The sequence below is a fragment of the Polynucleobacter sp. HIN11 genome (genome assembly GCF_030297675.1).
Taxonomy (GTDB): domain Bacteria; phylum Pseudomonadota; class Gammaproteobacteria; order Burkholderiales; family Burkholderiaceae; genus Polynucleobacter.
The window spans coordinates 1,488,858-1,511,193 of sequence record NZ_AP028142.1 but is presented as its reverse complement, the minus strand read 5'-3'; the positions used below and the strand labels follow the sequence as shown (position 1 = coordinate 1,511,193).

Genomic DNA, 22,336 nt, shown 5'->3' with positions numbered 1-22,336 from the left:
TTATTTCCCCTGTGGTCGCCAAACTTGGCCAATTGAAATGGATTGCAATTTCTTTTGTCGTCCGTACCAAAGATTGACGACGCCCCGGGCAAAAAAGACCGCGGAGAACATGGAGGTCAAAATGCCGAGGCAATGGACCACTGCAAAGCCTTTAACCGGCCCAGAGCCAAAAGCAAGCAAGGCGATTCCAGCAATCAAGGTAGTGATATTGGAGTCCAAAATAGTCGCCCATGCTTTATCAAAGCCAATTGCAATTGCGGTGTGGGGAGCTGCACCATTGCGGAGTTCTTCTCGAATCCGCTCATTGATGAGAACGTTAGAGTCAATCGCCATACCAATCGCCAAAGCCATCGCGGCAATGCCTGGAAGGGAAAGAGTGGCTTGCAGCATCGAAAGTAAAGAAATGAGTAAAACAATATTGACGCCCAAGGCAATGACCGAAAATAGGCCAAATAGAAGATAGTAGGCAATCATGAAAATCGCGATGGCTGCGAATCCATAAATCAAGGATTTAAATCCTTTCTCAATGTTCTCAAGACCAAGGCTGGGGCCAATGGTGCGTTCTTCAATAATTTCCATGGGGGCGGCTAAGGATCCAGCGCGCAGAAGGAGTGCAAGATCATTGGCGCTTTCAGTGGTGGGTTGGCCAGTAATCTGGAACTTGGAGCCAAACTCACTTTGAATCGTCGCAATGGTGAGCACCTCACCCTTACCCTTCTCAAACAGAATCATGCCCATGGGCTTACCAATGTTCTCACGCGTCACCTCTTGCATCACTCGTCCACCAGCGGCATCAAGTGAGATGTTGACAGAGGGACGTTGGTTCTGATCAAAGCCAGCGCTCGCATCCGTGATGCGATCGCCAGTAAAGATCACGGATTTTTTAAAAACCCCGAGGCGATTCTCGCCAAAACGAAATACATCGGTACCGGGTGGCGGGGTTTCATTGAGGCCAATCGTTGAAGCGACTGGATCCGCTAGGCGGGATTCAAGGGTTGCAGTACGACCAATAATATCTTTGGCGCGCGCAGTATCTTGAACGCCTGGAAGTTGCACCACAATGCGCTCCGCCCCTTGTTGTTGAATCACCGGCTCTTTGACCGCTAATTCATTGACGCGTTTATTGAGGGTGATGATGTTTTGCTTGACAGCATTCTCTTGAACTTCTTTCAGTGCACTAGCCTTAAATCGCCCAACCAGTTTGGCGCCATCGGCTGATTTCTCCAGAAGCCACTCTAGATCAGCTTGAGGGCCTGCTAGTGCCGCGCGGGCAGCATCTGCTTCTGTAGTCGATCCAAAGCGAATCGTAATGGCGTCGCCTGCGCGCTCAATGCCTTGATGACGAATCCCTTTATCACGCAGTTGTCCACGAATATCAGTCGCCAAGGAAGTCAGTTTCTTCTGGACTGCTCCTTGCATATCGACTTGCAATAAGAAATACACACCACCACGCAGGTCAAGACCCAAAGGCATAGGAAGAGCATTAATTGAGCTAAGCCAATTGGGTGTATTGGAGAGAAGATTGAGCGCCACAATATAGTTGGGCTCTTTGGGATCCACATTGAGCTTCTGATTAATTAAATCCCGTGCTTTGAGTTGTGTATCGGTATTTTCAAAGCGAATCTTGATGCTACCGACATTCCCAGTGCGCTCAAAGAAAATCCCCGTGTTTTGAATATTTGACTCGTTCAGCAGTGACTCAATCCGAGATTGGGTAGTGAGGTCGACCTTTATCGTAGGTTTGGCTGCGGAGATTTGAACTGCGGGTGCCTCACCAAAGATATTGGGTAAGGCATACAAAAAACCAATGACGAGAGCTACCCCAATAACAAGGTATTTCCAAAGGGGGTAGCGATTCATAGTGCTGGCTTAGTGAGCGCCAATAAAGCGCCCTGATTTATTAAACGGATTTAATCGTACCTTTGGGTAGAACGCTCGTTACTGCATTCTTTTGCATCTGCACTTCGGTACCTGGAACTAGCTCAAGGGTTACGTACTGATCTTTAACAGCAGTGACTTTCCCCAAAATACCACCGGCAGTAATGACCTCATCGCCAGCTGCTAGTGCCTCGAGCATCGCTTTGGTCTCTTTCTGCCGCTTCATCTGTGGACGAATCATGATGAAATAAAGCACCACGAACATAAGGATTAAGGGAATAAAACTCATTAATCCACCAGCATCACCACCTGCAGCAGGCGCGCTTTGCGCAAAAGCATTGCTAATCAACATCTTGGGGCCTCCAATTAATTACGACACATAAGCCGCAATTCTAAACCGACTGGCGCTCAGCCGGGATTTTGAGACTAACCCTAAAGCCTTAGTCTTGGTGGGGCTCAATGCCGCGTTGGCGTTGGCGATGAAACAGGGCTTTAAATTGCGAGAAAACCCCCTCTTTAAGAGCAGAGCGAATGCCTTCCATGAGCTCAAGGTAGTAGTGAAGATTATGGATCGTATTTAACTGAGCCCCGAGGATTTCATTGGCTTTTTGGAGGTGATGCAGATACGAGCGGGTAAAGTGTCGGCAGGTATAGCAGGCGCATTGCATATCAATCGGTCGATCATCGTCACGGTAGCCGGCATTGCGAAGTTTGAGATCCCCAAAGCGGGTAAATAGCCAACCGTTTCGGGCGTTACGCGTTGGCATCACGCAATCAAACATATCAATCCCCATGCTGACCCCAAGCACTAAATCTTCAGGGGTTCCAACCCCCATCAGGTAATGCGGTAAGTGTTTGGGTAGGCGCGGCCCCGTATGACTCAAGATGCGCTCAAATTCAGGCTTGGGTTCGCCAACCGATAGACCCCCAATCGCAATCCCATCAAAGCCTTGAGTGGCTACACCCGCGAGTGATTCGTCTCGAAGTGTTTCATACATGCCACCCTGAACAATTCCAAATAGGGCATTACCGGTTTCGAGTTCTCGAAAGCGCTTGATCGAGCGCTCGCCCCAACGTAGTGACAGTTGCAGAGATTCACTCGCGGATTTTTCGGAAGTGGGCTGCCCTTGAGTTTCATAGGGTGTGCATTCATCAAATTGCATTGCAATATCGCTATTGAGCGTTGCCTGAATCTCCATGGATACTTCTGGCGACATAAATAATTTATCGCCATTAATCGGCGAAGAGAAGGTGACGCCATCCTCGGTAATTTTGCGAAGAGCGCCCAAGCTAAATACCTGAAAGCCTCCTGAGTCAGTTAGGATCGGTTTATCCCAGCCCATAAATCGATGCAGGCCGCCATGTTTACGAATGACATCCAAGCCAGGACGCAGCCATAAGTGAAAGGTATTGCCCAAGATAATTTGGGCTTGCATTTCGTGTAGGTCACGAGGGGTAACGGCTTTTACGGTACCGTAGGTGCCTACTGGCATAAAAATAGGAGTTTGAACCTCACCATGGGGTAGGCGCATTTTCCCAAGACGCGCGTGGCTATCGGCGTCCTCTTTAATGCATGTGAATTCGAGTGGGCTCATACCCGCATTGTCTCAGGTTCGCCGTAGGAACATCGCGTCACCATAGCTAAAGAAACGGTAGCGCTCGCGAATAGCATGTGCATAGGCGTAGCGAATCGCATCGACTCCAGCAAAGGCACTAACAAGCATGAGAAGTGTTGACTTTGGTAAATGAAAATTCGTGATGAGTGCGTCGACGATTTTGAACTCAAAGCCAGGCGTAATAAATAAATTCGTTTCACCTTCAAGTTGACCGGTGATGGCATAACTTTCCAGTGTTCGAATGCTTGTAGTGCCCACAGCAATCACCTTGCCCTGATTTTGTTTGGTACGTTCAATTGCCTCTATCGTATTTTTCGGGATCGAGTACCACTCGTAGTGCATTTGATGGAGCGCCAAGTCCTCATGCCGGACTGGGGTAAATGTCCCTGCGCCAACGTGCAAGGTAATAGCTGCTTGTTGTACCCCATGATCCCGTAGGCGCTTGAGTAGAGCCTCATCAAAATGCAAGCCCGCGGTTGGAGCGGCTACCGCTCCGGGTTTTTGAGCCATCACCGTTTGGTATCGATTGGCATCTTCCTCATCGGGTGTGTGGCTAATGTAGGGAGGTAATGGGAGTTCACCATAGCTCTCTAATACAGACATTGCATTCTCAGGAAATAAAATTTCGTAGAAATCACTATTGCCACCAATATTGACTCGACCATTCACCACGAGTTCTGGGGCGGTCTCAGGCGCGACTATGTCCGAATAGGCACGCAGCCGAATTTTTCCACCAGGTTTTGGGACCTTGGATGCACGAATTTGAGCAATCGCTTGATTGGGCCCCGTGATGCGTTCAATCAAAACCTCAACCTGTCCACCGGTTTCCTTTTGGCCAAACAGGCGGGCTGGAATAACTCGGGTGTCATTAAAAATAAGGAGATCGTTTGGACCAATTAATTGGACAATATCGGTAAATGAACGATCAATGCACTCAGGTCTCCCATCCGCAGTCTGCGCTAGCTCCAAGAGCCGGCTGGCGGATCGTTGTGGAAGAGGATGCTGAGCGATTAGCTCAGGCGGGAGGTCGTAGTTGAAGTCGGATAATTGCATGGCATTACTATCGGTGTTGGGATTCTAACCATGAGAGCCAAGTCCAACACAAAAGCACCTAAAACACCGAGCCGTGAGGGGTCTCCTAATCTACTCGAGAAAATGGGGCTGACTACGCCTGCCGCATTGGCTCTTCATTTGCCTATTCGTTACGAGGATGAAACCGAGCTGTGGACGATTGACGAGGCCTGTGCATCTTCATTCCAAGGTCCCGTTCAAACCCAAGGGCGAGTGATTCGTAGTCAAGTCGTTTATCGACCCCGTCGCCAGCTTTTAGTGACGATCGAGGACGCTACAGGTAGCTTAAACCTTCGTTGGTTAAATTTTTACCCCAGTCAACAAAAACAAATGGCAGTTGGGGTCCATGTACGGGTTCGGGGTGATATTCGGGATGGTTATTTCGGCCCAGAAATCGTCCACCCGACGGTGCGCGTTGTATCGCCTGATACACCCTTGCCCAAAAGCCTAACCCCGGTGTATTCGGTGATTGCGGGAGTGAGTCAGGCCAAAATTCGTAAGGCAGTACTCAATGCCTTGAAGGATCCCGGCTTAGAAGCCTGGTTGGCAGAAACAATTCCGCAGAGCGCTTTAAGCCCTGCCGCACAAAGCGTGATGAAGTGGAGCCTACGAGATTCCATCTATTACTTACATCAGCCACCGGTTGATGCTGATACTCAATCCATCATTGAGCGAACCCATCCCGCTTGGCGTCGGGTGCAATTGGAAGAACTCCTTGCGCAACAAATTTCTTTAAAGCGAGCGCATGCTACTCGCAGAGCGCGTCCTGCGCCGCCAAAACAATCGAGCTCACCAAAGAAATTAGAAAACCTTCCTTTACAACTGATGCGCTCCCTGGCGTTCGAGCTCACCAATGCACAGCAACGAGTATGGTCGGAGATTACCCATGATCTATCCGAACCATTTCCCATGAATCGTCTTTTGCAAGGTGATGTTGGGAGCGGTAAAACCATCATCGCAGCTCTAGCCAGCGCACAGATAGTGGAGCGCTCATTTCAGGCGGCCATCATGGCGCCTACTGAAATTTTGGCAGAACAGCATTACTGGAAATTTAAGGAGTGGTTTGAGCCACTCGGCATTTGTGTGGTTTGGTTATCAGGTGGCATGAAAGGGAAAGAAAAAAAACATGCACAAGAAATGATTGCATCGGGTACAGCTCAAATCATTGTGGGAACGCATGCGCTCATTCAGGATGCCGTTCAATTCGCCGCACTGGGATTGGCAGTGATTGATGAGCAACATCGTTTTGGGGTTCGTCAGCGCCTGGAGATCACTCAGCGTATTGGTTCAGAAACTTACTACTGCCACCAACTCATGATGTCTGCTACCCCGATCCCGCGAACCCTGGCAATGACCTATTATGCCGATCTCGATGTCTCGGTCATCGACGAGTTACCACCGGGACGACAAGCAATTACCACCAAATTGGTTAAAGATGCTAGGCGCCACGAGGTGATTGAGGGTTTGAAGCAGTGGTTGCAAAAGGGTCTTCAGGCCTATTGGGTTTGCCCGCTGATTGAAGAGTCAGAAGCCTTGCAATTACAAACAGCAGTTGCTAGTCATGCTGAGTTATCTGAATATTTATCCGAATACAAGCTAGCTTTGATTCATGGGCGTCTGAAAGCGGATGAGAAAGCGGCCATTATGGCCGCCTTCAAAGCCGGTCAGATTGACGTATTGGTGGCAACCACGGTGATTGAGGTTGGAGTAGATGTTCCCAATGCTGCACTAATGGTGATCGAGCATGCTGAACGCTTTGGTTATGCACAGATCCATCAATTGCGAGGTCGTGTTGGCAGGGGCTCTAATCAGTCAGCCTGCATCTTGATGTATTCCGAGCCTCTATCCTTGGCTGCTAAAGAACGTTTGCAGACCCTACGCGAGGTTTCTGATGGATTTGTAATTGCGGAGCGCGATCTTGCTTTGCGTGGTCCTGGCGAGCTTTTGGGAGCAAGGCAGTCGGGTGAAGCCATGTTGCGCTTTGTCGATTTACAGCGCGATGCCTGGTTAATTCAGGTTGCACAAGAGCTTGCTGAGCATTGGTTACGCGCCTACCCAGAGCTGGTTGAAGCGCATTTGGGACGCTGGCTGGGTTCGCGCACAGATTTTCTAAAGGCCTGATAATAAGCATATGACCTTAACTGAACTTCGTTACATCGTTGCAGTTGCTCGTGAGCGCCATTTTGGACGTGCCGCTGAAGCCTGTCATGTATCGCAACCCACTTTATCGGTTGCGATTAAAAAGTTAGAAGAAGAATTGCAAACCCAAATATTTGAGCGCACCAGTTCAGACGTGGCTCTCACAACCCTTGGTGCCGTGATTATTCAGCAGGCACAACGGGTACTCGAGGAAGCCAACGCACTCAAGCATCTTGCAAAGCATGGGCAGGATCCCCTATCTGGACCGTTGCGACTTGGTGCAATTTATACCGTCGCTCCTTATTTGCTACCCAGTCTCGTTCGTGTAGCACGCGACACCTTACCGAAGGCCCCATTATTTTTGGAAGAAAACTTTACGGTCCGTTTAATCGAGATGTTGCGTCAAGGAGAGCTTGACTGTGCCATTTTGGCGGACCCATTTCCAAGTGCTGGCTTGGATTTTGTTGATCTCTATGAAGAACCTTTCTTGGTGGCGATCCCTAAAGGGCATGAATGGTCAGACCGAACATCGATTGGCCAAAAAGAACTGAAGGAACAAAATACACTCTTGCTAGGGGCAGGCCATTGCTTTCGGGATCATGTGCTGGGCGTTTGCCCAGAACTCAATCGATTTGGCACAGGCCTAACGCTTGGGGAGCATCGTAGTTTTGAGGGATCCTCGCTAGAGACCATCCGACAAATGGTCGCCGGCGGAATCGGAATTACGGTCTTGCCGCGCACCTCAGTCAGTAATCCAAATGATCGTGAAGGATTGATCCTCTACATCCCATTTGAATCACCTGAGCCAACGCGGCGCGTTAGTTTGGTCTGGCGTAAAGGCTATCCCAGGGTTGAGGCTATGAAGGCGATTGCTCGGACCATTCGAGCGTGCGACTTACCTGGAGCGAGGTTGCTCTGATTTCTGGGCGTTTGCAGTCGTATATTCATCTGGTGCGCTTGAATAAGCCCATCGGCATTCTTTTACTACTGTGGCCAACACTTTGGGGCCTTTGGATTGCAAGCGATGGCTTTCCAAACCCAATCATCCTATTGATCTTTTGCTTGGGAACGGTCTTGATGCGCAGTGCTGGTTGCGCGATTAATGACTATGCTGACCGTCATTTTGATAAGCACGTAGAACGCACACAGCATCGCCCACTTACCAGTGGAAAAATATCTAAGTACGAGGCAATTGCAATCGCCGTGATTTTGGCATTGATCTCATTTGGATTGATTCAGCCTTTAAATGGCTTGACCAAGCAGTTATCGGTTGTGGCAGTTCTCTTAGCAGCCATTTATCCCTTTACGAAACGCTTTTTTTCAATCCCTCAAGCAATCCTTGGCCTGGCATTTGGTTTTGGTATTCCCATGGCGTTTGCGGCAGTACAAAATCACATACCGCTAGAGGCCTGGATTTTATTTGCTGGCAATGTTTTTTGGGCGATTGCCTACGATACTGCCTATGCCATGGTCGATCGCGATGATGATCTACGCTTGGGACTTAAAACGTCTGCCATTACCTTTGGGCGGTTTGATGTAACGGCAATCTCGATTTGTTATGGGCTCTTGTTGGCCTCCCAAATTTGGGTGGCCGAGATGATTGACCTGAGTTCTTGGTTCTATGTGGGCTGGTTCTTAGCGCTCGGTTGCGCTATTTACGAACTGCGATTAGTCGCCACCCGGCAGCGCGAAGCATGCTTTAAAGCCTTCTTACACAACAATTGGTTGGGGGCTGCGCTCTTTTTAGGAATTGTGCTTGGGCTAGCGCTGCGCTCGTAGTCTAGGATTGCCCAAATTCTTTCGCCATGGCCGCCCCACGTTTTTGAGCAGCCAGTAGGGCGTCTTGCAAAATCGCTGCCCACTGCCGTTGATCAAGGACATCAAGTGCAGCAGCAGTAGTTCCACCTTTGGAGGTTACTTTTTGACGAAGACTCGCGGGGGATTCGGAAGACTGGAGAGCAAGGGTGGTCGCGCCCATCAGAGTTTGATTAGCCAACTCACGAGCGATCTCTGGCGCAAGCCCCATCTTCTCCCCCCCAGCTTGAAGGGCTTCTAAAAAAGCAAATACATATGCCGGGCCGCTTCCTGATAAGGCGGTCACCGCATCCATTTGGGATTCATCAGAGACCCAAATGACTTTACCAACAGCGGAGCCAATCATTTGAGCGTATTTGCGTTGCTGCTCACTGACGCAAGCTGGTGCAAATAAACCGGTGATCCCTTGATTAATCAGGGCAGGGGTATTGGGCATGGCACGAATGCATGCGGAGTATTCAAGCCAGCGTGACATATCAGCAATTTGGATTCCGGCTGCAATGCTCAGGATCACGGGGCCATGAGCAACAGCTTGCAAATACTTACTTAGTTCAGTGGCTGCGGTCTTAAAGTCTTGGGGCTTGATGGCTAAAACAATGATGTGTGCTGTATCAATTTTCTGACGCGCATCGCTTACAGCCGCATAGGTTGGAATCAAAAAATCATTCTCAAGCAGTTTGGCAGTTTGTGCTTGAGGTTCAATCACGCAAATGGACTTTGAGTTGGCCCCTTGCTGCAAGAGACCACCAATAATCGCTCTGGCCATATTGCCACCACCAATAAATACGGTATTCATCGGTTGGATATTTGTCATGACTCTATCTTAGCGCTTTGTTTGCGCTCTCCAAAAATTGCACTACCAACGCGCACCATCGTGGCACCCTCAGCAATCGCCGCCTCAAGATCGTCGGACATTCCCATGGAAAGGGTATCAAAGTCTTCAAAACCAGCCACTCTTTGAGTTTGCATCCGAATATCCTCAAACAAGTGCCGCATTGCTGCAAAAGCTTCATGCTGCTCGGCCTCATTGGAACTGGGAGCTGGGATAGCCATAAGACCTCGCAATACCAAGCCCGGAAGCGAAGCTACCACCTTACACAGTTGCAAGGTATCGCTTGGCATTACACCCGACTTACTTTCTTCTTGACTGATATTGACCTGAACGCATGCCTGAAGGGGGCCCAGACGACTATGGGCTTGTCGTTGATCCGAGAGCCGTTGCGCAATTTTCTCGCGATCAATGGTGTGAATCCAATCAAAGTGTTGGGCGATATCCGATGTTTTATTACTTTGCAGCGGACCAATAAAATGCCACTCCAGCCATGGACGCAGTTGATCGAGTCGTTGAATCTTTTCGACTGCCTCCTGGACATAATTTTCACCAAAGGCTTTTTGACCAGCATGCATCGCTTCCTCAATCGCGCTCGCCGGAAAGGTTTTGCTAACAGCAATTAATTCAATTAACTCAGGATCCCGACCACAGTGTTCAGCGGCTGCATCAATGCGATGCCGAACAGCCATCAGGCGATCAGTAATCCGACTCATGGGTTTTTTGGCAACAATTGATCGATGATTTCAATCCAATGGCGCACAGGTAGATCATCTTGATGTAAATGACTAATGCAGCCAATATTGCCAGAGACGATTGTTTTAGATCCTGATTGCGTACAGGCGGCCTCAAGATTTTGAAGTTTCTGAGCCCGTAATTGCTCAGAAAGATTGGCTTGCAAAATCGAGTATGTACCCGCTGAGCCGCAGCATAGATGGCTGTCAGCACATAAATGCACTGAAATCCCCAGACTTTCGAGAAGACCTTCTACCTTCCCGCGAATTTGTTGACCATGCTGCAATGTGCATGGAGGATGGTAAACCACACCAGGTTTTGGATGTGCGCCAATTCGACTAATTAATGCGTCTTTAAACTCAGGTAAGAGCTCCGAAACATCTTTACATAATTGCGAGACACGCTCTGCTTTGTTTGCATAGACAGGATCATCCGCCAATAAATGACCATAGTCTTTGACCATCACTCCGCAGCCCGACGCATTCATCACAATCGCTTCTACTGAGTCCTTGCCATTCTCAATGAATGGCCACCACGCATCGATATTGCGTTTCGCATCCGCCAGACCGCCGACTTGATCATTGAGGTGATACCGTAGCGCACCACAGCAACCCGCTTTGGGGGCACTAATTAACTGAACACCTAAAGCATCAAACACCCGTAGTGTGGCATGGTTAATGTTAGGTAGCATGCCAGGCTGAACACAGCCATCGAGCATGAGCATTTTGCGGTTGTGCTGTTGATTGGGCTTTGGACCTGCTGGCAAGCCATTGGGAACCTTACGAGCCAGGGAGGCGGGCATCAGTGGACGCATGATGCGACCAATGCGCATCGCTGAATCAAATAAAGGTTTGTTAGTTAACCCTTCTTTTAATAGCCAACGCGTTAACTTCTGCCCAACGGGGCGAGGGGCTGTCTTTTCTTCGGCCCACTTACGGCCAATATCAACTAACTTGCCATACTCCACACCGCTGGGACAGGTGCTTTCGCAATTTCGACACGTTAAACAACGATCCAAATGGGTTCGGGTCTTTTCCGTGGGAGTCTGACCTTCAGCAATTTGTTTGATCAAATAAATGCGACCACGAGGCCCATCCAACTCATCACCCAAAAGTTGATAGGTTGGACAAGTTGCTGTACAAAACCCGCAATGTACGCATTTGCCTAATATACGTTTTGCTTCAATACCATCAACAGTATTGATGAACTCAGGAGCTAATTTTGTTTCCATACTTAAGGTAGGCGCCCAGTGGTAAATACGCCAAAGGGATCAAAGGAATGGCGCAAGCGTTTTTGTACAGCCTCTAATCCGGCAGTTAGTGGATTGGATTCCAAACATGTAAAGCGTTCAAACCCATCGGCATTCAAGGATCGAAAGCAGGTCGCATGCCCGCCATGCTGTAGTGCGAGTTTTTGTAACACGTTCGCCGTTGATTGATTAGCAGGACCTTGAATCCAACGCTCTTGTCCATGCCACTCCATCATGATTGCTGGTGAGCAATCCTTAGGTATCTCCAGCACTGGGCAGTTGGCAGGCAAGGAGAGTCGCCAAAGTGCATGATGATTTGGCATTTGAGTAAACCAAGAAAGCTGCTGCTCACGAAGATTACGCCAAAATAGATCAGCCTCTAAATCATCGAGTACGGTAGCGCCAAGTCGATCTTGTATCATTTGACTAGCAGAGGTGGCCGCCGCCTTAGCGCCTGCCAATCGAATCGTTAGCTCGCCTTCATCACCTGCATGACCGATCCATACGCTGGCGTTGAGCGGTAAAGGTTGTCCAGCCCATTCATTGAGTACTTTTAATGCATTGGCAGCGCCCGTCTTGCAGCGTAGACTCGCAGTGGCAGCGGGCTTTGGCAGTACTTTTACAGAGGCCTCCAAAAGCAGAGCGAGCGTTCCTAGTGAACCCGGTAGCAGGCGCGAGACATCGTAACCGGCGACGTTTTTCATGACCTTGCCGCCAAAGGATAGGTCTTCACCGCGACCATCCATGAGTCGAGTTCCCAAAACAAAGTCCCGTAAATTTCCGGAGCTAATGCGAGCAGGGCCAGCGAGGCCCGCAGCAATCACACCCCCAAAAGTCGCATCTTCTCCAAAGTGGGGCGGCTCAAACGGCAGAATCTGATTATTTTTGGCCAAGGTTGACTCGATTTCTGCAATCGGTGTGCCAGCGCACGCCGTGATTACTAACTCCTCAGGTTGGTAATCTAATATCCCCTGATACGGTTTCGTACTCAAAATGGGAGACTGGTTTGGGTTGCCGTACCATGATTTTGTATTACCACCTTGAATCGATAGCACCTGATTCTGTTTACCAGCCTCAATAATTTGCTCACGAAACTGGGATAGTACGGTTTCGTTCATGCCTAGAAGCGCTCCAATTCGGGGTGGGGCAATACACCACCGCTGACACGCATCCGTCCATATTCGGCACAGCGATTAAGAGTTGGAATGGCTTTATCAGGATTTAAAAGACGATCTGGATCAAATGCTGCTTTAACCCCCCAAAAACGCTCACGCTCTTGTTCGCCAAATTGAACACACATGGAATTAATCTTCTCGATCCCCACACCATGTTCACCGGTGATGGTGCCCCCGAGCTCAACACAGGCCTCAAGGATTTCAGTACCAAACTCTTCAGCCCGATGCCACTCATCCAGATCGGCACCATTAAACAAAATGAGGGGGTGCATATTGCCATCTCCCGCATGAAAGACATTGAGACAGCCCAGACCATATTTGGCCTCCATGCCTTTGATGCGCTTGAGTAGAGTTGCAATATGACGCCTTGGAATGGTTCCATCCATGCAGTAATAATCTGCCGCAATCCGACCAGCGGCGGGGAAGGCATTCTTGCGTCCACTCCAAAAGCGCAAACGTTCTGCCTCACTTTCAGACACTTGAATGCGACTAGCCCCTTGCTTTTCTAACACGGCATTCATGCGTGCGATTTCTTCTTCGACTTCTTCGGGGGTTCCATCCGATTCGCATAATAAGATTGCTTCTGCGTTGAGGTCATAACCAGCATGCACAAACTCCTCAACAGCACGCGTGGTTGGTTTATCCATCATCTCTAAACCAGCTGGAATAATCCCCGCAGCAATGATGGCGGCGACTGCATTACCACCTTTTTCAATATCATCAAAGCTGGCCATAATGACGCGTGCTAATTTTGGTTTTGGTACGAGCTTCACAGTAATTTCTGTGACGATACCGAGCATTCCTTCGCTACCAATCAATACAGCTAACAAATCCAAACCTGGTGAATCTGGTGCCATACTGCCAAATTCCACCACATCACCATTCATGAGGACGGCACGGACTCGCAATACATTGTGAAGCGTCAAGCCATACTTTAAGCAGTGCACGCCACCTGAGTTCTCATTGACATTTCCGCCAATCGAGCAAGCAATTTGCGAGGATGGATCAGGCGCATAGTACAAACCATGCTTTGCGACCGCTTCTGAGATTGCCAGGTTACGGACACCTGGTTGTACGACCGCAGTGCGTGTAAAGGGATCGACCTGCAAAATCTTTTTGAACTTGGCTAACGATAAAACCAAGCCTTGTTCAATTGGCATTGCACCACCTGAGAGACCGGTGCCCGAGCCGCGGGGTACTACAGGAACCCCCAGGGCTTTGCAGACCTTCAGAATATTCACCACTTGCTCTTCATTCTCAGGAAGCGCTACTGCTAGGGGCATTTTGCGATAAGCCGCCAAGCCATCGCATTCATAGGGAATGGTGTCCTCGGGCTGCCAAAGCAGGGCATCATCCCCTAGAAATGGCCGTAAGGCATCGACCAAGATAGCCTGTTTGGCCTGTAGAGATTGGATTTCAGCAGAAGAAGCGGGGGCATTCATTCGTCTATTTTAGCCATTTACCTATAATCTGTTCATGGGAAATCGACTATCAAAAATTGCAACCCGAACTGGTGATGCCGGTATGACTGGCCTTGGTGACGGTAGCCGAGTTGAAAAAGATCATTTACGCATCTGTGCGATGGGCGATGTGGATGAGCTCAACTCCCAAATTGGGGTTTTGATGACCGAAGATCTCCCTCCATCAATTGCTTCTGATCTTCAGGCATTACTCCTGCGAGTCCAGCATGATTTATTCGACTTGGGTGGAGAGCTTTGTATTCCTAATTACACCCTATTAAAAATTGAGCAAGTCGAACAGCTCGATACTTGGTTAGCTTACTACAACGCCAATCTGCCTCCGCTAAAAGAATTTATCTTGCCAGGAGGAAGCCGTGCAGCAGCTCAAGCGCATGTCTGTCGAACGGTTTGTCGACGCGCTGAACGCTCGATTGTTAAGTTGGGTTGGGTTGACCCAATTGCGGACTCGCCGCGTCAATACGTGAATCGCTTATCCGACCTTCTATTTGTGATTGCCCGGGTTTTAAACCAAGCCGCTGGTGGTCAAGACGTACTGTGGAAGAATCAAAATAAAGCACAAGACAACTAGAAAGAAAAAACGCGGCCTAAAGCCGCGTTCCTAATAAATAAAACATAACTAGGCGCGCCGCCGCTTGCGAACCGCTTGGGCAAGACGTTCAAGCACCTTCACAGAATCATCCCAGTTAATGCAGGCATCGGTAATACTCTTGCCATATTCCAGCTGTTTTGGATCATCCTTGCCGGGTGTGAACTTCTGAGCGCCGGCGTTTAGATGGCTTTCAATCATCACCCCAAAAATCTTACGGGATCCACGCTCGATTTGTTCAGCAACATTATTAGCAACATCGATTTGCCGTTGATGCTGTTTACTTGAATTGGCATGCGATAGATCAACCATCAAAGAGGCTGGTAACTTTGCAGCTTCTAGTTCAGCACACGCTGCCTCAACATACTTTGCTTCGTAATTGGGTTCTTTGCCACCGCGCAGAATCACGTGACAGTCTTTATTGCCCTTAGTTTCAACGATTGCAACCTGACCATTTTTATGTACCGATAAAAAATGATGTGGCCGATGCGCCGCTTGAATCGCATCGGTTGCAATTTTGATATTGCCATCAGTACCGTTTTTAAATCCGATTGGCGCAGATAATCCAGAACTCAGTTCGCGATGAACTTGACTCTCTGTCGTTCTGGCGCCGATTGCACCCCATGAAATTAGATCGGCAATGTATTGAGGCGAGATCACATCCAGGAACTCGCTGCCGGCTGGCATGCCCAAGCGATTAATTTCCATGAGTACTTGGCGCGCAATACGCAGGCCTTCTTCAATCTTAAAACTCTCATCGAGATAGGGGTCGTTGATGAGTCCCTTCCAACCAACTGTCGTGCGGGGTTTCTCAAAATAGACGCGCATGACAATTTCTAGATCGTCTGCTAAGCGAGTACGCTCTTTCATGAGGCGTTGGCAATATTCCAATGCTGCGGAAGGATCATGGATCGAGCAAGGACCAATGATTACTAGGAGGCGATCATCCTTGCCATGAATTAGGTTCCGTATTTTGTCCCGAGTACGCCCGATTAATTTTTCAGTTGGAGTACCTACGATTGGAAAAAACCGAATTAAATGCTCGGGAGGCGGCAAAACAGTAATGTTGCCGACACGTTGATCATCGGTCGCAGAGGTTTTATCTAAGCTTGCGTACCAGTTTTCTTGGGGGGTATGGGGTTTTGTACTCATACCCTCTATTCTAAAGCCTCATAGAGGTCGGTGCGATCCAATACAAACGCATGCAAATCAAGCCGTGCCCCCAACGGTCATCTCATCAATGCGCAAGGTTGGCTGACCCACACCAACCGGGACGCTTTGCCCTTCTTTGCCGCATACGCCCACCCCGCTATCTAGACGAAGGTCGTTGCCGATCATGCTCACTTGCTTGAGAGATTCTGGGCCGTTGCCAATAATGGTTGCGCCTTTGACGGGGTATTGGATCTTGCCTTTTTCCACCCAATACGCCACCGAGGCAGAGAATACAAATTTGCCACTCGTGATATCAACTTGCCCACCACCAAAGTTCACAGCATAGAGACCTCGATCAATGCTGGCCACAATCTCTTCTGGGTCATATTGACCAGATAGCATGTAGGTATTGGTCATACGGGGTAGGGGCAGCGAGGCAAAGCTCTCACGCCGTCCATTGCCTGTTAGTGGCATTCCCATCAAGCGTGCATTCAGACTATCTTGAATATAGCCCTTTAAAACACCGTCTTCAATCAGGGTGGTGCATTGCGTGGGTGTACCCTCATCATCCATATTGAGAGAGCCGCGACGTCCGCTGAGTGTTCCATCATCAACCACCGTGACACCCTTAGCGGCTACACGCTGACCAATGCGTCCAGAGAACGCAGAAGATCCTTTGCGATTAAAGTCTCCTTCGAGGCCGTGACCAATGGCTTCATGCAGCAGTACACCGGGCCATCCCGGCCCCATCACAACGGTCATTGGACCTGCAGGTGCTGGACGGGAATCGAGATTTAGGAGGGCCTGATCAACTGCTTCGTCGACCCACTGATCGATACGCTGGGTATCAAAAAAACCGTAGTCGGCGCGTGCTCCACCGCCGGCAGAGCCGGATTCTCGACGACCATTTTGCTCGGCAATGACATGGATGGATACTCGTACAAGCGGGCGAATATCGGCAGCTAATAAGCCATTCGAGCGAGCTACCATGACGACATCAAACTCACCCGCAAGACTAGCCATCACCTGAATGATGCGTGGGTCACGTGCCTTCGCGCGCCGCTCAATCCCCTCTAAGAGCGCAATTTTTTCTGGGGGCGTTAATGAGTCCAGAGGGTTGTGGGCGCTGTATAGAGTTGAATTGGTATGGGTCGATGCAGAAAGTGGGGCGCGGACTTTAATCTTGCCACCCTTGGGGCCAATCACACGAGTAGCATGGGCAGCCTTTAATAAAGCTTCAGAGCTAATCACATCCGAGTAAGCAAATGCCGTTTTATCCCCCGAAATCGCACGAATACCAACACCTTGATCAATATTGAAACTACCGGATTTGACAATCCCTTCCTCTAAACTCCATTGTTCGCTACGTGTGTGCTGAAAATATAAATCCGCATCATCTAAGCGATGCGCATGCATCACCCCAAACAGTTGATCAAGATCAGAAGGACTGAGGCCATTGGGCTTGAGTAAAAAAGAATGGGCAATGTCGAGAGCCTCTTGTGGGCTTGCAGTTGTTGCAAGGTTTGGGATAGCGAGTGAGTTCATGGTTCTTTTAAATAAGCTTACGATGGTTTAGGGCGGGTAGCTTAGAGCGCACCTCTTCGAGTGCAGTTGAGTCTAGCTCACCAAGCACGCAGCCTTCGCCAGTGGCGAGTTCAGAAACAATATTGCCCCAGGGGTCGACCAGCATGGATTGACCCCAAGTACGACGTTGATTTTGATGAAGCCCACCTTGGGCAGATGCTAAAAAATAGCACTGGTTTTCAATAGCCCGGGCACGGAGCAAAATCTCCCAATGATCCTTGCCTGTGGTGTGGGTAAATGCAGCTGGAATCACTTGGCAGTCAACTCCAGCCTGCTGTCGATAGAGTTCCGGAAAACGAAGATCGTAGCAAATGCTTAAACCAAACACCCACTCCTTGCCCTCATACAAAATGCGAACCGTTGTAGGTTGGTTGCCCGCCTCAATCGTTTCAGATTCTTGGTAGCGCTCATTAGACGTCTGAAAACCAAATAGATGGATCTTGTCGTAACGGGCAATGCACTGACCATCAGGATTAAATACTAAGCTCGCATTTAGCACCTTTTGGGGATCACTCGCCTCGAGGGGAATGGTTCCTGCAATTAAGAAGATCTGATACTTTTGAGCAAAGCCTTGAAGCGCGTCTTGAATCGGACCACGACCAAAGGTCTCCCGCACTTTGACCTTGTCGGTATCCGCAAGGCCCATTAGGCAAAAATACTCAGGTAGCGCAAGCACTACTGCACCTTGGTCAGACGCGTTTTTGATTAGACGTTCAGCAGTGCTCAGATTGTCTGCCAAATTCGCAGATGAAATCATCTGAATTGCTGCTACTGTTAATTTATTTGCCATACCACTAAATACTAAAGCTTTAGTAGTTAATTGGCAGGCGCTGGGGTGGTGGGGACTGGCTTTGATGGGCTTGGTGCTGGCGGCATCTTTTGCTCACGCAATAAATTTCGAGAGCGGATGGTCTCAAGCACTTTTGGATCTAAAGGCTGGCCATTTTGGTCCAGCGGGATTACATCAGGTTTATCCCAGCTTCCCTGAACTAGGTAATCGGTCTGAAGTGTGCGGTTTAGTTGATTGCTGATTAAATATTGCCCAATCAGAGCGCTAGCGCCAACAATCGGATTGACTGCGAAGAGCGCAAGAGCGCCTGCTGTTGCATCAATCGTTGGGAAGATGGTGATTCGTAAGTCTTGGGTTTGCTTGGGAATATTCACGAGACCGCTAGTGGCAACGCGAGCTTGATTGAGTTGCATCGTGAAATTTTGTGTTCGGGCGACACCGTTGCGCAAAACAAAATCACCAGAAAGAGTGTTGAAAGCGGTTCCCGAGGTAACTACACTACCAAGGCTACCTTGAATATCAAAGGTTGCAAACTTTAATAAGCTTTGCAAACTGAACACCCCAATAATTTTGGCAAAACCGGAGTCCACTTGAAGTAAGCGACCATTTTCTAGATTGATCTTGACATTGCCAGCCAGGGTATCAAAGGAGGGATTGTAGGGAGGACCGCTCCAATCCAATTTGGCGTTGATTGTTCCCTTCCCGCCTTCAACTGCTTTGGGATTGCCCCAATAGGCAACCACGGTTCCCAGATCCTTAACCTGTGATGTCGTATCGATGATGACGCGCTCATTATTGCCTTGGGCATCGCTTGTCCATTCGCCAGTGACCGTTGATGACGAACTTGGATTGTTAATTTTGAGACTTTCAATCGTGATGCGATTTGTACTATTACGTGTCTTGATTGCGATCGCGCCTGGTTTGTATTGATTGAAATTAAAGTCATCAATACTTAGATCCAGTTCAGGAATCGCATTAAGTGATACCTCTTTGTCAGCGGATGCGCTTGAATTTGTCAGATTTTGTAATCTTGGAGGAATATGCAAACGAAGCAATTTGCCTTTGAGAAGATCGGAATTTTTTCTTTCCTGATACTGAATGTCACCCTCAAGATTGGGAGATTTCAAATTCAGCTGCCAAGTATCACCCCCTAATTTGGCGCTTACGGCAAGATTGGGCCAGGAGCGATTCATGGCAATCGCTTGATTGACGCGTGCTGTAAATACTTGAAGGCCATTGACACCATCTGTAGAGCTAGCCATATTGGCAGCCTCGGGTTTGTTATTTACCCCATCGTTCGAAAATAAAAGGCGGTGCCAGGCATCAATATTGAGATCGCTTGCTTGCAAATTGAGACCCAAGCCACGCTCAGGGATGATGGCTGGGGCACCAATTCCAATTCCTTGCGCCACAATCCCATCTGGACCTTGCTTTCCTTGTAGGGTGATTGATTTCCCAATTTGTGCGGACCATTGTGCAATTCGCTTGGGCGCTCCCTCGCTGGCGTTGGACTGATAACGAAAAATCCCGTTTAGTTTGTTGCCCTTCTTGATACTGAGGGGTTCAGGAAGGGTGGTGCTTAGAGCATTGAAATCTAAGTCGAGATTGAGATCTGTGGTGTTACTAGTAATACCTAGTTTGCCTTTAAATGCAGCCTTACCATCCAGTGCCTTTAAGAGTTGCTGAGATTGGCGACCTACTTGATTGGCATAGTGACGTTCAAGGCGTTCAAGATCAATTGTTCCATTGAGATCATAAAGATCTTGTTTGGTTTGCGATTGCGCCGTGTTTTGTCGAATATTGATCGTGCCACCAAAGAATTCAGCGCTTACCTGTTCAAAGCGAGGTAGATCTTCGGTAATGCGAATGCTGCCTCGTACTTGATTAAAAGGAGCAAGATCAGACCAAACGACAACATTGTTATCTAAGTTCAGCAAAGCATTTAATTTAACGTCATCTGTATTTTGTAGGGGCAAAAGGAGATCTAGATCAAGTTTTGCTGGGCCTGATAACTTCAGATTCTTTGCTAATTCTGGACGCGTGAGAAGAATTGGTGTTGTCCTGAGATAGTCCATCATGTCATTCATCGGGCCAGTGATGTTTCCTTTGAGATTGAGGACAGGCTTTGCGCTAGAAACATTTGGAATTTCTGCATTGACATTTTGAATTTGAAGACCTTGGTAGCGAGCATCTTTGATAGCCACCATCAGCTTGGCTTGCTGCATAGAAACGACACCATTTACTTCCGTGAATTCAGGCCAGCTGCCTTTTGTGGATGGAAACAAGGGGGCTGGTCGAAAAACCGTTTGAGAAATCGGTAGATTTAATGCAAATTCGCTGCTTCCTGGAGCATCATAAGGGGCCAAATTAGGATCCCCCTTCATTCTGAGGCGCCCATTATTAATCTCGCCCCCAATGAATGCCTTTTCAATATAGGCACGCGCGTCCTTTGACATTTCTGCAGGGAGGTAGCGGTAGATTGTTTGTGCCTTTGCTCTAGGAAACTGAATGGTTAGATCTAAAGTATCCGGTGCCTTTTCTTTACCAATTAGGTAATTACCATCAGCAATTAATGCGATATCCGGATTGTTAACGGAGAGCTGGTTAAAGCCGATTTGCCATTGTTTATTTTTTAATGACCAACTAAGCGCTCCACTTGCACTATCGAACTGCAGGCGTGGCTCTGCTAAAAAGTCGGCAATTACTAATCGCAAATTTTGTGAGTTGAGTTTGATGCTGCCTTGGTTTTGATTGGTGGTAATCGTGCCGCTTAAATTGGCAATGCTTGGGATAGTGTCCCGGTAAGCCTTGATGCCCACCTGATTGAGGGTGCCGGTAATAGTAAATTTAGGTCCTTGGCCACTTAAGAGGCCACCGATCAGGGGAATATTGGATTTTGGTTCGGCCCATGTGATATCAACATCGATCAGTTCACCACGAGGTTCGGTTTGTTCTAAAACCTGGCGGATTCGATTGGGAATGGGCAGGTTCAATGCAAACAGACTGAGGTTCTCAAGACTAATTTTTGCCGAAGAGAATGCAAACCTCTCAAGCTCCCCATCGCCTTTGGGCGCCTGCCAGCCAAAAGTCATGGGTGCCAGAGATTCCATGGGGGTTCCTGGTTTTTGATTCTTGTTTAACCAGGCAAATTGCTGCACCCCAAGCGAAATGAACTTTCCAGAGGTGAATTGCTTCGCTTCCATTTCCAAACGTCCAAACTCAAGCGCCTGATTGCTCTTTAATTGTTGAAAGACGGGTTGCTCGATTGCTAGTTTGAACTGTCCACCATCGGGGATGCCTTTATTTAAGGCAATCGACCCTGATGAGTCCAGCACCCCACTGAGTTGTTTAAAAGGGATTTCAAAATCACGACTAAATTGGCCGAGATTGAGTTGTGCGACCTTCCACTGAAAGTCGCCAATCCAATCACGCCAATGACCCGCTTGCCCACCAAGACGGTGAGAAAATTTTCCCGAGAGAGTTAGGGTGCCTTGATGCCATGGGCTATAAATAGCGGCATCAAGTTCATGCTGCCGAATTCCATTTCGTAGTTGCATGGACTCGATGCGTAGATCTGCGGCATCTGCTTTGGACTTTGAGAAATCCTTCCAAAGAATATTGATATCAGAAATCTTTAAATCACCCTGTTTAAACAACCAATTTTCGAGATGGAAATCATCGCCGCCATCACCCGCAAGAATGCCAGCGACATACAAACGTTTTTGTGAGTCACGTGTTACTTGAATCACTGCATTGCTGGCATGTAATTTTGTGAAATAGGGTTTGAGGTGATAAAACGATGACCAACTGAGTTCTCCTCGGATGTCAGCGATCTTTAGAGGAGGTGCATCTGCAATCGTCGTCGGATTGCGTTTGGAATCGACCACAAATTCTAGGTCGCGAATATCAAAGACTGGACGGATCCCTTGCCAGTAGACATTGAGTTCATTGATTTTGACCTCAACGCCAATGCGTTGTGACAGTAACTTTTCGACAGCGGGTTTTGAGGTTTCGAGTTGGGGCCAAATGATGAAACGGATTACCAGATGTCCAAGAATCATGAGTCCGACTGTAACGAGAGTCAAAATTACCAGACGGCGCGACCAACGTGACCACGAGGTGGCGTCGGGCCGCATCGTGAGAAGGTCTTTGAGGCGTAACGGATACTTTTTTTCTGTCATTGCTATCCATTATCCGACACCCTTCGTTGATTGGGCTAGTAGCGATTAAGATAAG

Annotated in this window: 17 protein-coding genes; 4 read left to right on the top strand and 13 right to left on the bottom strand. The window is 48.6% G+C overall.

Annotation, left to right across the window (positions count from 1 at the left end; translation table 11 throughout):
• From secD to queA, 4 genes are all read right to left on the bottom strand, one after another.
• A complete protein-coding gene (gene secD, locus QUE60_RS07560; protein WP_286226596.1) occupies nt 1-1,860 on the bottom strand; it encodes a protein translocase subunit SecD in 1,860 nt (619 codons plus the stop codon).
• A gap of 40 nt (nt 1,861-1,900) precedes the next feature.
• Nucleotides 1,901-2,230, bottom strand: a complete 330-nt coding sequence (yajC, locus tag QUE60_RS07555) for a preprotein translocase subunit YajC (protein ID WP_108508995.1) — start codon at nt 2,228-2,230, stop codon at nt 1,901-1,903.
• Between the two features lie 88 nt (nt 2,231-2,318).
• Entirely contained in the window at nt 2,319-3,473 is a 1,155-nt protein-coding gene (gene tgt, locus QUE60_RS07550) for a tRNA guanosine(34) transglycosylase Tgt (RefSeq protein ID WP_286223464.1), read from the bottom strand.
• A 12-nt stretch (nt 3,474-3,485) separates the two neighbouring features.
• Nucleotides 3,486-4,547 carry a tRNA preQ1(34) S-adenosylmethionine ribosyltransferase-isomerase QueA gene (gene queA, locus QUE60_RS07545; RefSeq protein WP_286223463.1) on the bottom strand — a complete coding sequence of 354 codons (1,062 nt, stop codon included), beginning with the start codon at nt 4,545-4,547 and terminating at the stop codon, nt 3,486-3,488.
• A gap of 30 nt (nt 4,548-4,577) precedes the next feature.
• On the opposite strand from queA, the gene recG reads away from it, so the two are divergent.
• The 3 genes from recG to ubiA are packed head-to-tail and all read left to right on the top strand — an operon-like array spanning nt 4,578 to nt 8,483.
• Entirely contained in the window at nt 4,578-6,686 is a 2,109-nt protein-coding gene (gene recG, locus QUE60_RS07540) for an ATP-dependent DNA helicase RecG (RefSeq protein WP_286223462.1), read from the top strand.
• A 10-nt stretch (nt 6,687-6,696) separates the two neighbouring features.
• The gene (locus QUE60_RS07535) at nt 6,697-7,623 is read left to right on the top strand and encodes a LysR substrate-binding domain-containing protein (protein ID WP_286226595.1); all 927 of its coding nucleotides are present in this window, start codon (nt 6,697-6,699) and stop codon (nt 7,621-7,623) included.
• The gene (ubiA, locus tag QUE60_RS07530; RefSeq protein ID WP_353506051.1) at nt 7,623-8,483 is read left to right on the top strand and encodes a 4-hydroxybenzoate octaprenyltransferase; all 861 of its coding nucleotides are present in this window, start codon (nt 7,623-7,625) and stop codon (nt 8,481-8,483) included. Before QUE60_RS07535 ends, ubiA begins: the two co-directional genes overlap by 1 nt.
• A 1-nt stretch (nt 8,484) precedes the next feature.
• On the opposite strand, the gene proC is transcribed toward ubiA, so the two are convergent.
• Genes proC through QUE60_RS07505 form a run of 5 tightly spaced genes read right to left on the bottom strand, consistent with a single transcriptional unit; the run spans nt 8,485 to nt 13,949 of the window.
• On the bottom strand, nt 8,485-9,333 hold the full coding sequence (proC, locus tag QUE60_RS07525) for a pyrroline-5-carboxylate reductase (protein ID WP_286226593.1): 849 nt from the start codon (nt 9,331-9,333) through the stop codon (nt 8,485-8,487).
• A complete protein-coding gene (locus QUE60_RS07520; protein WP_286223458.1) occupies nt 9,330-10,064 on the bottom strand; it encodes a YggS family pyridoxal phosphate-dependent enzyme in 735 nt (244 codons plus the stop codon). The genes proC and QUE60_RS07520 overlap by 4 nt, the downstream gene beginning before the upstream one ends.
• Nucleotides 10,061-11,314 (bottom strand): glycolate oxidase subunit GlcF, encoded by a 1,254-nt coding sequence (glcF, locus tag QUE60_RS07515; RefSeq protein WP_286226592.1) that lies wholly within the window; start codon nt 11,312-11,314, stop codon nt 10,061-10,063. Before glcF ends, QUE60_RS07520 begins: the two co-directional genes overlap by 4 nt.
• Nucleotides 11,315-11,316: 2 nt before the next feature.
• A complete protein-coding gene (gene glcE, locus QUE60_RS07510) occupies nt 11,317-12,450 on the bottom strand; it encodes a glycolate oxidase subunit GlcE (protein ID WP_286226591.1) in 1,134 nt (377 codons plus the stop codon).
• A gap of 2 nt (nt 12,451-12,452) precedes the next feature.
• Entirely contained in the window at nt 12,453-13,949 is a 1,497-nt protein-coding gene (locus tag QUE60_RS07505) for an FAD-linked oxidase C-terminal domain-containing protein (protein WP_286223454.1), read from the bottom strand.
• Nucleotides 13,950-13,983: 34 nt separating this feature from the next.
• Between QUE60_RS07505 and QUE60_RS07500 the strand changes: the two genes are divergently transcribed.
• Nucleotides 13,984-14,556, top strand: a complete 573-nt coding sequence (locus tag QUE60_RS07500) for a cob(I)yrinic acid a,c-diamide adenosyltransferase (protein ID WP_286226590.1) — start codon at nt 13,984-13,986, stop codon at nt 14,554-14,556.
• A 48-nt stretch (nt 14,557-14,604) separates the two neighbouring features.
• On the opposite strand, the gene QUE60_RS07495 is transcribed toward QUE60_RS07500, so the two are convergent.
• The 4 genes from QUE60_RS07495 to QUE60_RS07480 are packed head-to-tail and all read right to left on the bottom strand — an operon-like array spanning nt 14,605 to nt 22,281.
• Nucleotides 14,605-15,726, bottom strand: a complete 1,122-nt coding sequence (locus tag QUE60_RS07495) for a 3-deoxy-7-phosphoheptulonate synthase (RefSeq protein WP_286223452.1) — start codon at nt 15,724-15,726, stop codon at nt 14,605-14,607.
• A gap of 57 nt (nt 15,727-15,783) precedes the next feature.
• Complete coding sequence (gene tldD / locus QUE60_RS07490) at nt 15,784-17,271, bottom strand: metalloprotease TldD (protein ID WP_286226589.1); 1,488 nt, start codon at nt 17,269-17,271, stop codon at nt 15,784-15,786.
• Between the two features lie 7 nt (nt 17,272-17,278).
• Nucleotides 17,279-18,100 carry a carbon-nitrogen hydrolase family protein gene (locus QUE60_RS07485; RefSeq protein WP_286226588.1) on the bottom strand — a complete coding sequence of 274 codons (822 nt, stop codon included), beginning with the start codon at nt 18,098-18,100 and terminating at the stop codon, nt 17,279-17,281.
• A gap of 26 nt (nt 18,101-18,126) precedes the next feature.
• A complete protein-coding gene (locus QUE60_RS07480; protein ID WP_286226587.1) occupies nt 18,127-22,281 on the bottom strand; it encodes a YhdP family protein in 4,155 nt (1,384 codons plus the stop codon).
• Nucleotides 22,282-22,336: the final 55 nt, after the last annotated feature.